This window comes from Pseudomonas sp. E1BtOHC1 (assembly GCF_058744285.1).
The window spans coordinates 2,705,354-2,720,581 of sequence record NZ_CP196023.1; the positions used below are offsets into that span (position 1 = coordinate 2,705,354).

Below are 15,228 nucleotides of genomic sequence, written 5' to 3' on the forward strand. Positions count from 1 at the left end.
AGCCGCCATGACCGCCATCGCTCGTATCACCCTGTTGTCACTGGTCCTGGGGTTGAGCGCTTGTACGGTCCATCGGCCGGCGCCGACCTCCTCTGAACCCATCCCGCCCGCGGGACCGAGTACGCGCCCGGTCCCGTCCACGGCTCCCGCTCCCGGCAAGCCCGGCGCGCCGGTTCCCGCCGCCAAGCCTCTGCCACGCACCTCCGCCAGCTTCGCTCCGCCACCCGGCGGGCACAGCCACTGGGATGCACGGCTGGGGGTCTATGTGCTGGATAACCAGAACAACACCTTCTATCGCCAGCGCACCTATTACCGTTGGAACAACGGCTGGAGCCGTTCCATCAGCCCCGACGGTCCCTGGGAAGACACCGACATCCATGGTGTACCCGCAGGGCTGGGGCGCCAGTTCCAGTAATCTGCAACGCTATTGCCTGACTGCATAGGCGCGGGCCAGAGCCCGCGCCGGCCTTGCCGCGGTCAGCGGATTATTTAAGCCCCGCCCAGGCTGGCCGATACAGCGGGGTGTTCCTGAGTATCAGCCGTTGAGCGCCCGATGAAGAAAGACCTGAACAAACCCTATGTCGCGCCGATGGTGTTTTGGCTGGCTGTGGTCTGCGTCCTGCTGCTGTTGTACGGCCTGGGGCCGGCGGACGTGCCGGAGCTGATCTATTTGTCCGTGGCACCGGTGTACCTGCTGGTGGCCTTCGCTTTCATGTACTACGTCTTCTGCTGGAGCCTGATCTCGGTTTTCCGCTTGGGGGAGGTCGGCTGGAAGAAAGTCGACTACGGCTGGCTGCTGCTGGCTGCCCTGGCCCTGATCAGCGCCACCCAGGCGGTGCGGGTGGACTGGTTCCAGAGTGACTACCAGTTGGCACAAAGTGCCCGGGACGCAGCGCAGCGCAGAGTGCTGGCCGAGATCGACGACATGCTCGGCAGCGCTCACTGCAAGGCGGCGCTGGAGCTGCATGAGCCTCAGGATGCCGCCCAGGTCAGCAACCTGTGCGAACGCTTTGGCACATTGGAGCGTTCTGCCGATGGGCGTCTGTCGGCTTTGGCCGTGATCAAGGTGCAGCAGGCCCTGGGCGACCTTCGTGGTGAGTATTCAGCGCCGCTGGTGCAGCAATGGCTGCAGCGCCTGGGGGAAAGCTTCAGTGAGCTGGAGCACCAGCGGGCCGAGGTGCAGCGCTTGCATGGCCTGACTGAGGTCAGTCAGACCGAGAGGCTCTATGGCTACTGCGCACCTTTGCTGCTGGTGATCGCCTTGGCGCTGCGGGCGTCCAAGGTTACCGGCGAGGTACTGCTCAAGGCGCCACGCCGGCGCAAGCTGTGGCTGATCGTCAACCGGCGGGTGGTGATCGACGGCCTGGGCTTTGTCCGCGGTGCCCGTGCGCGTCTGGACGAAGCCCTGAGGAACTGGCGTGTGGCCCATTGGGGCGTGGTGCACCTGTCCTGCCCGTTCATTGCCGGGGCCAGTCCCCAGGACACCCCGGTCCCGGTGATCCCAGGTTTCTACGAGAACGAGTTCCAGCTCGCCAGTCTTGGCGAGTTCGACAGCAGTGAGTTCGTCCAGTGGGCCGCGATCCAGACCATCGACGTCCTGTATCTGGTGGGTGAAACCGACCTGAGCCTGATCGACCGGCTGCGGCGCTGGGGTGAGGCGACGAATATCGAAGTGCTGGTGCGCGAGCGTATCTGAGGCCAGGGTTTCAGAGACGTTCCAGCAACTGCTCCACATAGTCCACAAACGCCCGGGCCTTGGCACTCACCAGGCGCCCGCCGGGAAACACGGCCCACAGCTGTTGCCGGGGCAGTTGCCAATCCGTGAGCACGGCCTTGACCGCACCCTTGGCCAGCTCCGGGGCAAACATCCATTGCGAGGCCATTGCCAGCCCCTGGTGGGCCAGTACCGATTCACGCAAGCCTTCCGCGGCATTCACTCGAACCCTGCCGCTGACACTCACCCGTTGCTCGTCGTCGCCTTGGGCAAAGTGCCAGAGATTGCCAGGCCCCCGGCTGTAGATCACCGCCTGATGCCCGGTCAGTTCACCGGGATGCTGCGGTTCGCCGTGCTCGGCGAAGTACTCGGGAGTGGCCAGCAGCAGGCGCGGGCACTCGGCGATCTTGCGGGCGATGAGGGTCGAGTCGGCAAGGCTGCCCATGCGCAGGGCCACATCCACTCCCGCCTCCACCAGATTGATGGTGTGATCATCCATCACCACGTCGATCTGCAACTCGGGGTGGCGCTCGAGAAAGGGCCCCAGGTGAGGAACGATATGCAGGCGGGCGAAGGTCACCGCAGCGCAGATACGCAAGGTGCCGCGCAACTGGGAGGCCGAGCCCCGGGCGGCACTTTCCGCTTCGCTGGCTTCCTCCAGGGTGCGTTTGGCCCGTTCGAAGAAGGCCAGGCCGGCTTCGGTGGGGCTCAGGCCGCGGGTGGAGCGCAGCAACAGCCGCACCTGCAGATAGGCCTCCAGCTGGGCGATGCTTTTCGACACGGCGGGCTGACCCAGGTTCAGGCGCCGGGCGGCAGCGGAGAAGGAGCCGCTTTCCACCACATGTACAAAGGTTTCCATCGCGGCCAGGCGGTCCATCGGTTGTCCTTGCTGGGTTGAGAAGGGGTCACTTGGGGAGTGTGCGCCCAAACGTTTATCGGGTCCTGGGCGCACGGCCTAGGTGCGGGCCGCGCGGCGGTTGTCCGCCACCAGCAGGAAGCGCAGCAGGGCCAGCAGTGGAAACCCACTGCCCACCAGCACCACTCCGAGCCAGCCGCCGTGTTCGTACACCGCACTGGCAATCGATGAGCCGAAGGCGCCGCCGATGAAGATGCTGGTCATGTACAGCGCGTTGAGGCGACTGCGACTGTGGGCGTCCAGGGCATACACCGCCCGTTGGCCGAGCACCATGTTCATCTGCACGCAGAAATCCAGGACCACCCCGGTCACTGCCAGGCCGATGACGCTGTAGGCGGGATGGATCAGTGTCGGGATAAAGCTCAGGGCCGCCAGGAGCATGGCCAGCAGCGAGGCGATGCGGGTATGGCCGGCATCCGCGAGGCGTCCGCTGATGGGGGCGGCGATGGCGCCGATGGCACCCACCAGGGCGAAGATCGCGATCTGGCTTTGTGACAGACCGTGATGCCGTGCCAGTTCCAGGGGCGCGGCGGTCCAGAACAGGCTGAAGGTGGCGAACATGCAGCCCTGATAGAAGGCTCGTTGGCGCAGGACCGGTTGCTGGCGCAGCAGGCCGCCCAGGGAGCGCAGCAGTTGGCCGTAGGTGGCGCTGTGGGCCGGCTGGCGCTTGGGTATGGTCAGCATCAATACCAGGCTGATGCCGGCCATCAGCACTGCGGCGGCGATGAACATCGCGCGCCAGCCGAAGAGGTCGGCCACCACGCTGGACACCGGTCGGGCCAGGAGAATCCCCAGCAGCAGGCCGCCCATGATGCCGCCCACCACTCGTCCCCGGGACTCCTCGGGGGCCAGGTGCGCAGCCAGGGGAATGAGGATCTGCACCGAGACCGAACTGAAGCCGATCAGCAGCGATACCAGCAGGAAAGCGTTGGGCTGCTGGGTATACGCAGCCCCCAGCAGGCTGGCGATGGCCACCACAGTGGTGATGATCATCAACCGGCGGTTTTCCAGCAGGTCGCCCAGAGGCACCAGGAAGAACAGGCCCAGGGCATAGCCGATCTGGGTCAGGGACACGATCAGGCTGGCCAGGGAGCTGGACAGGCCCAGGTCCGGGGCGATCAGCTCGATGATCGGTTGTGCGTAGTAGATGTTGGCGACGATGGCGCCGCAGCAGAAGGCGAACAGCAGCACCATGCCTCGGGTCATTGTCACGTTGCTGGCGGGCAGCACCTGGGTCGTGGAAGTCATCAGGTTTCTCTTGGCGGCGAAAGGATGGAGCGAGGTTAAGAGACCGCGGGGTAACGCAGTAGAGAGGGCGGGGCGATAGCATTCATTCCTGCTGGGAATAAATGCCTGATTCATGGCGCTCTGGAGATTGCCGGGGCGTGCCGCTGCCGAGGGCTGATGATACATTTACTTACATCTTGTTCGATAGCATGCTCATGTTCTTTACGGCCCCGGGGGCAGCATGCTGCTGCCTTGCACTTTTTCAGTTGAGGAAATCCGTTCCATGAATCGGTCTTTGCTTGGTCTGTTGTGCAGGGTTCAATGCCTGGCCCTGATGCTCATGTTGGGCAGTGTTGCGGCCCAGGCCCAGGATGCTCCGGGCATGCGCATGGGGGTGCGCGGGGAAATCACCGGGATCAGCGGCGATGTCGTGCGGGTGCATGTCAACAGCGGCGAGAACGTCAGTGTCGAGCTGACGCCGCAGACCCAGGTGCGTGGAGTGACCCTGGCCAATATCGAGGACATCAAGCCCGGCAGCTATATCGGCTCGGCCGCGATGCCCATGGCCGACGGCACCCTCAAGGCCCTGGAAGTGCATGTGTTTCCACCGCAACTGGCCGGTACCGGCGATGGTCATCGCCCCTTCGACCTGGTCAAGGGCAGCAGCATGACCAACGGCCGCGTCGGTGATCTGGTGGTGAGCAATGGCCGCACCCTCACCGTCAATTACAAGGACGGGCAGCAGAAGATCCTGGTGCCGGACGATGTGCCCATCGTCAATCTGGCGCCGGGGGATCGCAGCCTGCTCAAGGCCGGGGTCAAGGTGGTGATGTTCGTCACCCAGAGCGCCGATGGCAAACTCACTGCACAGTCGATTTCCGCAGGCAAGGACGGAGTCGCACCGCCGATGTAAGGGCACGCTGCACTGGGCGGTGATGTTGCATTGGCAACCGCGCGCTGAAGCTTGCATTGCCAAATGTTGCTGCGCCGCGCTTGCAGTGGAAGTCGCAGAGGCCTTGGTTTAGGGTTTCCGGTCGTTCAGTGCGGTGGGAGTCCCTTATGGAAAAGTCAACGTTCAACCCAGCCAGTGTGTTCAATTCCCTGCAATACGGTTTCAGCCAGGCGGTGGAAGTGCGGGGTGGCCGGCGCCTGCTGCTGTCCGGTCAGGTGGGGGTGGATGAGCAGGAGCGCACCGTGGGACCTGGCCTGCGGCAGCAGACCGAGCAGGCCTTCGACAATATCGAGAGGGTCCTGGCCGAGGCTGGAGGTCAGTTGGCGGATGTGGTGATGTTGCGGATCTACATCGCCGAAGCGGCGCGGGATCAGCAGGAGCACATCAGTGCGGTATTGCTGGAGCGTTTTGCCAGCCAGCCACCGGCGTCCTCATGGATCATCGTCAGCGGATTGTCGCTGCCGGAGTGGTTGATCGAAGTCGAGGCCGAGGCGGTGCTGGATGAGCGTCATCAGGCGGCCGAAGCTGCGCAGTTCAGTTCGGCGCGGGCTCTCTGAGTCCCGGATTGGCGGCATAAAAAAAGCGACCTTTACGGTCGCTTTTTTATTGGCCTATCCGTGTCACTTGGCGTTGGTGTAGATCTGGTCGAAGATCCCGCCGTCGTTGAAGTGGGTCTTCTGCACGCTGCGCCAGTCACCGAAGGTTTTTTCCACCGACAGGAAGTCGACTTTCGGGAAGCGGTCGGTGTACTTGGCCAGGACTTTCGGGTCCCGTGGGCGCAGGTAGTTGTTGGCAGCGATTTCCTGGCCTTCCGGCGACCACAGGTACTTCAGGTATTCCTCGGCCGCAGCGCGGGTGCCTTTCTTCTCCACCACCTTGTCCACCACCGACACCGGTGGCTCGGCTTCAGCGGAAACGCTTGGGTAGATCACTTCGAACTGATCGCGACCGAATTCGCGGGCGATCATTTCCGCCTCGTTCTCGAAGGTCACCAGCACGTCGCCAATCTGGTTGGTCATGAAGGTAGTGGTGGCGGCGCGGCCACCGGTGTCCAGTACCGGTGCCTGCTTGAAGAGCTTGCCGACGAAGTCCTTGGCCTTGTTCTCGTCGCCGCCGTTCTTCAGTACGTAGCCCCAGGCCGAGAGGTAGGTGTAGCGACCGTTACCCGAGGTCTTGGGGTTGGGCACAATCACTTGCACGCCGTCCTTGAGCAGGTCCGGCCAGTCTTTCAGGGCCTTGGGGTTGCCCTTGCGGACGATGAACACCGTGGCCGAGGTGAAGGGGGCGCTGTTGTTCGGCAGGCGCGTCACCCAGTTGTCCGGCACCAGTTTGCCGTTGTCCGCCAGGGCGTTGATGTCGGTGGCCATGTTCATGGTGATGACATCCGCCGGCAGGCCGTCGATCACCGAGCGTGCCTGTTTGCTGGAGCCGCCGAAGGACATCTGCAGGGTGATGTTTTCGTTGTGCTCGGCTTTCCAGTGTTTCTGGAAGGCCGCGTTGTAGTCCTTGTAGAAGTCGCGCATCACGTCGTAGGACACGTTGAGCAGGGTCGGTGCGGCCTGGGCGACGCTGCCCAGGGCCAGGCCGGCGGCCAGAAGCGAGGCGCTGAAGAGTTTTTTCACTGCACATTCCTTTTGTTCGAGAGTGAAGGCAATTTGCCGCCGACTATAGCCGGGGCGCTATATCTCTTTAAAGATTAAAAAGTACTTTGCTTATTCCAGTTTCTTGAACAGCGCATTGCCACAGCGAGAGCAAAAGGCGGCGGCCGGTTCGTGGCTGTTCTTGCGGCACACCGGGCAGTCGTGCTTGAGCTGTTCGCCGCGCATGGCGCTGGCCAACTCCGCGGTGAAAATCCCGGTAGGCACGGCAATGATCGAGTAACCGGTGATCATCACCATGGACGAAATCATCTGGCCGATCACGGTCTTGGGCACGATATCGCCATAGCCTACGGTGGTCAGGGTCACGATGGCCCAGTAGATGCCCTTGGGGATACTGGTAAAACCATGCTCCGGGCCTTCCACCACGTACATCAGGGTGCCGAACACCGTGACCAGGGTGCAGACGCTGAGCAGGAACACCAGGATCTTCTGCTTGCTGCCGCGCAGGGCATCGAGCAGGTAATGGGCCTGTTTCAGGTAGGGCGACAGCTTGAGCACGCGGAAGATCCGCAGCATGCGGATGATGCGAATGATCAACAGGTACTGGGCGTCGCTGTAGTACAGGGCAAGGATGCCGGGGACGATCGCCAGCAGGTCCACCAGGCCATAGAAACTGAAGGCATAGCGCAAGGGTTTGGGGGAGCAATACAGGCGCAGTCCGTACTCGATGGCGAAGATCAGGGTGAAGCCCCATTCGATGTAGGCCAGGACGTCGGCGTAGTTGCTGTGCACCTCGTCGATGCTGTCGAGGATCACGATCACCAGGCTGGCGAGGATGATCAGCAGCAAGGTCGTATCGAAGCGTCTTCCCGCCACCGTATCGGTCTGGAAGATCATCACGTAGAGGCGCTGGCGCCAGTTGTCGCGGTTAACCATGGGAGTCGCCTGAATCAAAGATCAGCGAAGCCTAGGGGGAGTTGCCGGGGGAGCGCAAGGTGCGTTGTCCCCAGGGGTACGGCCCAGGACCCGAGTGGCGGCATGCACCAGCCAGCAGGCCAGGACGAAGGGGGCGGTGAGGGGTGTCAGCCCCAGGGCGACGATGCCCGGGGTGATCAGCAGCGCCAGGCACATCCCTGCCAGTGGTCGCCACGGACGTCGCGACCCTTGGCCCAGGGCCAGGGCCGCCAGTGCACAGTTGTAGCCGCCCAGGCCCAGCAGGGCCCGGTCGGGCTCATGCAGCCATAGCGCCATGGCCAGGCCGCTGGCGGAACCGAGCAGGACCCAGGTCGCGGCGCGGCGGTTGGCCAGCAGCAGGCCGAGGAGAATCAGCAGCCCGGCCAGTGGCTGGCCGAGGAACATGATCTGGCCCAAGCCCTGGAACACGCCGCTCAGCAGGCTCCACATGGACAGGTCGGGCACCGCCTGGGGCATGAGTTGCAAGGGTTCCATCAGGCCCAGCAACAGCCAGCCCAGGACCACGAAGGGCGCGGTGTAGGCTGGCAGGCTTGCGGGGCTGCGGGCCCGTTTCAGCCATTGCTGGGTGATGATCGCACTGAGGCCGCCGGCGGCGATGATCAGCGGCGGCAGCAGCACCGACCAGGGCAGGTACTGGCTCAGCAGCAGGCCCAGGAGCACGCCGTTGTAGCTGAAGAGTCCGGCTTGCCGGTCGGCCTTGGCGTAGCCCCGTTGCTGGGCGGTGAGCAGGCCGGCCAGGGCACCGAGCAGGGCTCCGCCGAGCAGGGCGGGGGCGCTGATCAGGATCGCCAGCAGGCACAGCAGGCCGCACAGCGGGTGGCGCTGGAGGAAAATCTGACTGAAACCGTTGAGCAAGGCAGTGGCCCAGTCGGGGCAGAAGGCATTGAAAGACTGTGAAGGCATGACGAAAGTCGGCGGAGGCGGCGGCCGTCGCACGCAGCGTTCGACCCCAGCGGCATCCTCTTCGGGAGGCGCGCTGCAGGTCGGGGGCGCTGCGGCGGCAGTGGCGGCGGGTCAGAGAAGGGTTTCGACGCGCAGGGAGTTGGTGGTTCCCGGCTGGCCGAACGGCACGCCGGTGGTGATCACCACGGTATCCCCGCGTTTGGCCAAACCCTGGGCCTGGGCGATTTCCAGGGCCGTGGCACAGACCTCGTCCACTTGGCGCAAGCGGTCATTGACCACCGAGTGCACCCCCCAGGCCAGGCTCAAGCGGCGTGCTGTCTGCAGGTTCGGCGTCAGGTTGAGGATAGGTACCGAAGGACGTTCCCGGGCGGCACGCAGGGTGGAACTGCCGGACTCGCTGTAGTTCACCAGCACCGCCACGGGCAGGATGCTGCACACCCGGCGGATCGCGCAGCTGATGGCGTCGGAAACCGTGGCATCGGCCTGGGGGCGGCTGACGTCCAGCTGAGTCTGGTAATCCGGTCCGGTTTCCACCTGGCGAATGATCTTGCTCATCATCTGCACCGCTTCCAGCGGGTACTCCCCGGAGGCGGTTTCCGCCGAGAGCATTACCGCATCGCTGCCTTCGGCCACGGCATTGGCGACGTCGGTCACTTCGGCGCGGGTGGGCGCCGGGGAGAAACGCATGGACTCCAGCATCTGTGTGGCGACCACTACGGGTTTGCCCAGCTGACGGCAGGTAGTGATGATGTTCTTCTGGATCTGCGGCACGCTTTCCGCCGGTACTTCCACCCCCAGGTCGCCTCTGGCCACCATGATCGCGTCGCTCAGTTCGGCGATTTCCCGCAGTTGGGCCACCGCGGAAGGCTTTTCGATCTTGGCCATCAGGTAGGCCTTGTCGCCAATCAGGGTGCGGGCTTCACGGATGTCTTCCGGACGTTGCACGAAGGACAGCGCCACCCAATCCACGCCCAGTTCCAGGCCGAAGCTCAGGTCGCGGCGGTCCTTGGCGGTGAGCGGGCTGAGGTCGAGCACTGCCTGGGGCACATTGACGCCCTTGCGGTCCGACAGCTCGCCGCCATTGAGCACGGTGGTCTCGATGGCGTCCGCCTGCTTGACGATGACCCGCAGGCGCAGCTTGCCATCGTCCAGCAGCAGGTCCATTCCGGGCTCCAGGGCCGCGATGATTTCCGGGTGCGGCAGGTTGACCCGCTGGGCGGTCCCCGGCGTCGGGTCCAGATCCAGGCGCAGAGCCTGGCCCCGCACCAGCTGGACCTTGCCCTCGGCGAAGGTGCCGACCCGCAGTTTCGGTCCTTGCAGGTCCATGAGGATGCCCAGGGGATGGTTCAACTCGCGTTCGATCTGGCGAATCCACTCATAACGCTGGGCATGGTCGGCGTGGCTGCCGTGGCTGAAGTTGAGCCGGAAGATGTTCACGCCGGCCTGCACCAGTTCGCGGATGTCCTCGATGCTGTCGGTGGCTGGCCCCAGTGTGGCGAGGATTTTGACTTTCTTGTCAGGCGTCATGTTTGGGGTTCTCGAGGATCAGGATGGCGCGGAAGTCGTTGACGTTGGTACGGGTCGGCTCGGTGACGATCAGGTCGCCCAGGGCTGCGAAGTAGCCATAGCCATTGTTGTTGTCCAGCTCGTCGCTGGCGCTCAGGCCCAGGGCCGCAGCACGAGCGTAGCTGTCCGGGGTCATGATCGCCCCGGCATTGTCTTCGGAGCCGTCGATGCCGTCGGTATCACCGGCCAGGGCGTAGATCCCGGGATGACCCTTGAGGCTGTCGGTGAGGCTCAGGAGGAACTCGGCATTGCGGCCGCCACGCCCCTTGCCGCGCACGGTAACCGTGGTTTCACCGCCGGAAAGGATCACACAGGGCGCCGCCAGTGGCTGGCCGTGCAAGGCCACCTGACGGGCGATGCCGGCGTGGACCTTGGCCACTTCCCGGGATTCGCCTTCCAGGTCGCCGAGGATCAGCGGGCTGTAGCCGGCCTGGCGAGCTTTCACCGCGGCGGCTTCCAGGGATTGCTGGGGGCGGGCGATCAACTGGAAGTGGCTGCGTTCCAGGCACGGGTCGCCGGGCTTGACGGTTTCCGAGTCGGGGCTCTGCAACCAGTTGCGCACTGCTGTCGGCACTTCAATGGCGTAGCGCTTGAGAATCGCCAGGGCTTCGGCCGAGGTGCTCGGATCGGCCACTGTGGGGCCGGAAGCGATGACGGTGGCCAGGTCGCCGGGGACGTCGGAAATGGCATAGGTGTAGACCGTCGCCGGCCAGCAGGCCTTGGCCAGGCGTCCGCCCTTGATCGCTGAGAGGTGCTTGCGCACGCAGTTCATCTCGCCGATGGTGGCGCCGGACTTCAGCAGGGCCTTGTTGATAGCCTGCTTGTCGGCCAGGGTGATGCCGGCGGCGGGCAGGGCCAGCAGCGCCGAACCGCCACCGGACAGCAGGAAAATCACCCGATCCTGTTCCGACAGGTTGCTGACCAGTTCCAGTACTCGCTTGGCCACGGCCAGGCCGGCCGCGTCGGGCACCGGGTGAGCGGCCTCGACCACTTCGATCTTGTTGCAGGGGGCGCCGTGGCCGTAGCGGGTGACCACCAGCCCGGAGACTTCGCCCTGCCAGCTGCGTTCCACGACCTGAGCCATGGCCGCCGCTGCCTTGCCGGCACCGATGACGATGACGCGGCCGCTACGGTCGCTGGGGAGATGGGCTTCGAGAACCTGTTGCGGATGGGCGGCGTCGATGGCTGTGGCGAACAGCTCTCGGAGGAATTGTTGCGGATCGACCGACATGGCGGGCTCCCGGATTTCTTGTTATGGGGGGCTTGAAACGGGTGTAGCCGCCACCTCAGGCGGCGACAAGGTCAGCAGGGCCTTTCCCTGGCCCGCCGTGAGGCGTTTCCTGCGAACCTTGGCGCAGCCTGTGGCAGCGGCTACGGATGCTGCTTATTTCTTTTCGCGGATGGAGAAGTTGGCCATGTGTTCCAGGCCCTTGATCAGGGCCGAGTGGTCCCAGTTGCCGCCACCAATAGCGGTGCAGGTGCTGAACACTTGCTGGGTATTGGCGGTGTTGGGCAGGTTGATCCCCAGCTCGCGCGCGCCACTGAGGGCCAGGTTCAGGTCCTTCTGGTGCAGGTTGATGCGGAAGCCCGGATCGAAAGTGCCCTTGATCATGCGTTCACCGTGCACTTCGAGGATCTTCGACGAGGCGAAGCCGCCCATCAGCGCTTCACGCACCTTGGCCGGGTCGGCACCGTTTTTCGAGGCGAACAGCAGGGCTTCGGCCACGGCCTGGATGTTCAGGGCGACGATGATCTGGTTGGCGACCTTGGCGGTCTGGCCGTCACCGTTGCCACCCACCAGGGTGATGTTCTTGCCCATGCTCTGGAACAGCGGCAGGGCGCGCTCGAACGCCTGGCTGTCACCGCCGACCATGATGCTCAGGGTCGCGGCCTTGGCCCCGACTTCACCGCCGGACACTGGCGCGTCCAGATACTGCGCGCCTTTCTCGTTGATCTTGGCGGCGAAGGCCTTGGTCGCGGTGGGGGAGATGGAGCTCATGTCGATGACGATCTTGCCCTTGCCGATCCCGGCGGCAACGCCGTCGGCACGCAGCAGTACGTCTTCGACCTGGGGAGTATCGGGCACCATGATGATGACGAATTCGGCTTCCTGGGCCACTTCCCTGGGCGAGGCCAGAGCCACCGCGCCGGCGGCAATCAGGTCGGCAGGGGCCTTGCCATGGTGTTCCGAGAGCAGCAGGGAGTGACCGGCCTTCTGCAGGTTCGCGGCCATAGGGTGGCCCATGATGCCGGTGCCGATAAATCCGATTTTAGCCATGATAAAAATCCTCTATTCAACGGGACCTTGTAGGAGCTGGCTTACCAGCGAAAGCGGCCACGAGGGCGGCGCAAGGCTTGCGGGCCTGTTCGCCGGCAAGCCGGCTCCTACGCAGGTACAGGGTCAGATTGCGTTGTGGGTTTTCAGCCAGCCGAGGCCCGCTTCGGTGGTGGTCAGTGGCTTGTATTCGCAGCCGACCCAGCCCTGGTAGCCGATGCTGTCCAGGTGCTCGAAGAGGAAGCGATAGTTGATTTCGCCGGTGCCTGGTTCGTTGCGCCCGGGGTTGTCCGCCAGCTGGATGTGGTTGATCTGGCTGAGGTGGTTGGCCATGGTCCGCGCCAGGTCACCTTCCATGATTTGCATGTGATAGATGTCGTACTGCAGGAACAGGTTGGCACTGCCCACCTGCTCGCGGATCGACAGCGCCTGGGCGGTGTTGTTGAGGTAGAAGCCGGGAATGTCACGGGTGTTGATGGCTTCCATCACCAGCTTGATGCCGACGGCCTGCAGTTTGTCGGCAGCGTACTTGAGGTTGGCGACGAAGGTCTTTTCCAGCAACGCGGCGTCAGCCCCCTGGGGGCGGATACCGGCCAGGCAGTTGATCTGGGTGTTGCCCAGGACCTGGGCGTAGGCGATGGCCAGGTCGACTCCGGCACGGAACTCCTCGACCCGGTCGGGCAGGCAGGCGATACCGCGTTCCCCCTTGCCCCAGTCGCCGGCCGGCAGGTTGAACAGCACCTGGGTCAGGCCGTGGGCATCGAGTTGAGCCTTGATTTCGGCAGAGCTGAATTCGTAGGGGAACAGGTATTCGACGCCACTGAAGCCGGCATCGGCGGCGGCCTTGAAGCGGGCGAGGAAGTCCTGTTCGGTGAACAGCATGGACAGGTTGGCGGCAAAGCGCGGCATGGTGATCTCCTGTGAATCGGTGAAGCCTGTAGAGCGGGCGAAGGCTGCGGTCGGGCTGCCCCGGCAGTGCCTCTTGAAGAGGGTGCGGGGCAGATCTCGGCCAGGCTCTGCGAACCTGATGGCAGCCTGGGGTTGCGGCTACAGGGTTTAGTCGAGCAGGGAAATTGCGGTAGGGGCGTCGTTGCCCACCAGCGCCAGGTCTTCGAACTCGTTGACCGCGTTGATTTCGGTGCCCATGGAAATGTTGGTTACGCGCTCCAGGATGATCTCCACGACCACCGGTACCTTGAAGGTCTGGAGCATTTCCTGGGCCTGGCGCAGGGCCGGCTGGATGTCCTTGGGTTCGAACACCCGCAGGGCCTTGCAGCCCAGGCCTTCGGCGACCGCAACGTGGTCCACGCCGTAGCCGTTGAGCTCCGGTGCGTTGAGGTTGTCGAAGGACAGCTGTACGCAGTAGTCCATCTCGAAGCCGCGCTGGGCCTGGCGGATCAGGCCCAGGTAGGAGTTGTTCACCACGACATGGATGTACGGCAGGTTGAACTGCGCCCCTACTGCCAGCTCTTCGATCATGAACTGGAAGTCGTAGTCGCCGGACAAGGCCACCACCTGGCGGTTCGGATCGGCCTTGACCACACCGAGGGCGGCGGGGATGGTCCAGCCCAATGGGCCGGCCTGACCGCAGTTGATCCAGTGGCGTGGCTTGTAGACGTGGAGGAACTGCGCACCGGCAATCTGCGACAGGCCGATGGTGCTGACGTAGCAGGTGTCCTTGCCGAATACCTGGTTCATCTCTTCATAGACCCGTTGCGGCTTGACCGGCACGTTGTCGAAGTGGGTCTTGCGGTGCAGGCTGGCCTTGCGCTGCTGGCAGTCATGCAGCCAGGCGCTGCGATCTTTCAACTTGCCGGCGGTCTGCCATTCGCGAGCCACTTCCAGCAGCACGGTCAGGGCGCTGCCGGCGTCGGAGACGATGCCCAGGTCCGGCGTGAATACCCGGCCGATCTGGGTTGGCTCGATGTCCACGTGAATGAACTTGCGGCCTTCGGTGTAGACGTCCACCGAGCCGGTGTGACGGTTGGCCCAGCGGTTGCCGATGCCCAGCACCGCGTCGGATTTGAGCAGGGTGGCGTTGCCGTAGCGATGGGACGTCTGCAGGCCGACCATGCCCACCATCTGCGGGTGATCGTCAGGGATGGTGCCCCAGCCCATCAGGGTCGGGATCACTGGAATGCCGGTCAGCTCGGCGAACTCCACCAGCAGGTCGCTGGCATCGGCGTTGATCACACCGCCACCGGCCACCAGCAGCGGGCGCTCGGCCTGATCCAGCAGGGCCAGGGCTTTCTCGGCCTGGATCCGGGTCGCGGTTGGCTTGGCCAGGGGCAGGGGCTGGTAGGCATCGATATCGAATTCGATTTCCGCCATCTGCACGTCGAATGGCAGGTCGATCAGCACCGGACCAGGACGGCCGGAGCGCATTTCATAGAAGGCTTTCTGGAAGGCATAGGGCACCTGGCCCGGTTCCAGCACGGTGGTGGCCCACTTGGTCACCGGCTTGACGATGCTGGTGATGTCCACGGCCTGGAAGTCTTCCTTGTGCAGGCGGGCCCGGGGCGCCTGGCCGGTGATGCAGAGAATCGGGATCGAGTCGGCCGAGGCGCTGTACAGGCCCGTGACCATGTCGGTGCCGGCCGGCCCGGAAGTGCCGATGCACACGCCGATATTGCCGGCCTTGGTGCGGGTGTAGCCCTCGGCCATGTGCGAGGCGCCTTCAACGTGGCGAGCGAGGACGTGATCGATGCCTCCGACTTTCTGCAGCGCGGAATACAGCGGGTTGATGGCGGCACCCGGGATGCCAAAAGCGGTATCGACCCCTTCGCGGCGCATCACCAGAACGGCGGCTTCGATTGCTCTCATTTTGCTCATGGTTTTGTGCCTCTTACGTTTTGTAATTGTATACAAGTGGCTTTTCGCAAAGTGTATTCACGGCGGACGGCGCAGGTCAATGGATTTTCTTGAGGGGTAACGGCTTTTGACCAGGCCTCGATAAACCGGCGTCCTTTTGTCGCATGAGTTGGTTTTCGAGAATTATTGTATACAAAAATTAATTTCATTGTGTTCTATTTGCGGTATCGGACTTCTCCTACAAGAAGCTTCCACCAGACTTTCTCAATAACAAGATAAGGACGGCAC

14 protein-coding genes are annotated in these 15,228 nt (G+C 63.7%); 4 read left to right on the forward strand and 10 right to left on the reverse strand.

Features of this window, described 5'->3' with window-relative positions; translation table 11 throughout:
• Nucleotides 1-7 precede the first annotated feature (7 nt).
• Together ACSSVC_RS12425 and ACSSVC_RS12430 are read left to right on the forward strand one after the other, a co-directional pair.
• Entirely contained in the window at nt 8-415 is a 408-nt protein-coding gene (locus tag ACSSVC_RS12425; protein WP_123723872.1) for a hypothetical protein, read from the forward strand.
• A gap of 138 nt (nt 416-553) precedes the next feature.
• Nucleotides 554-1,696, forward strand: coding sequence for a BAR domain-containing protein (locus tag ACSSVC_RS12430; protein WP_346631968.1), 1,143 nt, complete (start codon nt 554-556; stop codon nt 1,694-1,696).
• A 10-nt stretch (nt 1,697-1,706) separates the two neighbouring features.
• On the opposite strand, the gene ACSSVC_RS12435 is transcribed toward ACSSVC_RS12430, so the two are convergent.
• Both ACSSVC_RS12435 and ACSSVC_RS12440 read right to left on the reverse strand, forming a co-directional pair.
• On the reverse strand, nt 1,707-2,591 hold the full coding sequence (locus tag ACSSVC_RS12435; protein ID WP_346631967.1) for a LysR family transcriptional regulator: 885 nt from the start codon (nt 2,589-2,591) through the stop codon (nt 1,707-1,709).
• 78 nt (nt 2,592-2,669) lie between these two features.
• Nucleotides 2,670-3,878 carry an MFS transporter gene (locus ACSSVC_RS12440; protein WP_346631966.1) on the reverse strand — a complete coding sequence of 403 codons (1,209 nt, stop codon included), beginning with the start codon at nt 3,876-3,878 and terminating at the stop codon, nt 2,670-2,672.
• 262 nt (nt 3,879-4,140) lie between these two features.
• On the opposite strand from ACSSVC_RS12440, the gene ACSSVC_RS12445 reads away from it, so the two are divergent.
• The gene (locus ACSSVC_RS12445) at nt 4,141-4,770 is read left to right on the forward strand and encodes a hypothetical protein (protein WP_404938724.1); all 630 of its coding nucleotides are present in this window, start codon (nt 4,141-4,143) and stop codon (nt 4,768-4,770) included.
• A 146-nt stretch (nt 4,771-4,916) separates the two neighbouring features.
• Nucleotides 4,917-5,366 (forward strand): RidA family protein, encoded by a 450-nt coding sequence (locus tag ACSSVC_RS12450; RefSeq protein ID WP_492612335.1) that lies wholly within the window; start codon nt 4,917-4,919, stop codon nt 5,364-5,366.
• Nucleotides 5,367-5,429: 63 nt separating this feature from the next.
• Here ACSSVC_RS12450 and ACSSVC_RS12455 read toward each other — a convergent pair whose 3' ends face one another.
• From ACSSVC_RS12455 to gcl, 8 genes are all read right to left on the reverse strand, one after another.
• Nucleotides 5,430-6,431, reverse strand: coding sequence for a sulfate ABC transporter substrate-binding protein (locus tag ACSSVC_RS12455; RefSeq protein WP_011060028.1), 1,002 nt, complete (start codon nt 6,429-6,431; stop codon nt 5,430-5,432).
• Between the two features lie 90 nt (nt 6,432-6,521).
• Nucleotides 6,522-7,346 (reverse strand): ion transporter, encoded by an 825-nt coding sequence (locus ACSSVC_RS12460; protein WP_123723866.1) that lies wholly within the window; start codon nt 7,344-7,346, stop codon nt 6,522-6,524.
• 21 nt (nt 7,347-7,367) lie between these two features.
• On the reverse strand, nt 7,368-8,288 hold the full coding sequence (locus tag ACSSVC_RS12465; RefSeq protein ID WP_446438873.1) for an urea transporter: 921 nt from the start codon (nt 8,286-8,288) through the stop codon (nt 7,368-7,370).
• A gap of 111 nt (nt 8,289-8,399) precedes the next feature.
• Nucleotides 8,400-9,815, reverse strand: a complete 1,416-nt coding sequence (pyk, locus tag ACSSVC_RS12470; RefSeq protein ID WP_346631963.1) for a pyruvate kinase — start codon at nt 9,813-9,815, stop codon at nt 8,400-8,402.
• Nucleotides 9,805-11,085: a glycerate kinase type-2 family protein gene (locus tag ACSSVC_RS12475; RefSeq protein ID WP_446438872.1), complete on the reverse strand. Its 1,281-nt coding sequence runs from the start codon at nt 11,083-11,085 to the stop codon at nt 9,805-9,807. Before ACSSVC_RS12475 ends, pyk begins: the two co-directional genes overlap by 11 nt.
• 153 nt (nt 11,086-11,238) lie before the next feature.
• Nucleotides 11,239-12,132, reverse strand: a complete 894-nt coding sequence (locus tag ACSSVC_RS12480) for a 2-hydroxy-3-oxopropionate reductase (protein ID WP_346631961.1) — start codon at nt 12,130-12,132, stop codon at nt 11,239-11,241.
• A gap of 123 nt (nt 12,133-12,255) precedes the next feature.
• Nucleotides 12,256-13,038 carry a hydroxypyruvate isomerase gene (gene hyi / locus ACSSVC_RS12485; RefSeq protein WP_253084451.1) on the reverse strand — a complete coding sequence of 261 codons (783 nt, stop codon included), beginning with the start codon at nt 13,036-13,038 and terminating at the stop codon, nt 12,256-12,258.
• A gap of 147 nt (nt 13,039-13,185) precedes the next feature.
• Entirely contained in the window at nt 13,186-14,961 is a 1,776-nt protein-coding gene (gcl, locus tag ACSSVC_RS12490) for a glyoxylate carboligase (protein ID WP_402894234.1), read from the reverse strand.
• Nucleotides 14,962-15,228 lie beyond the last annotated feature (267 nt).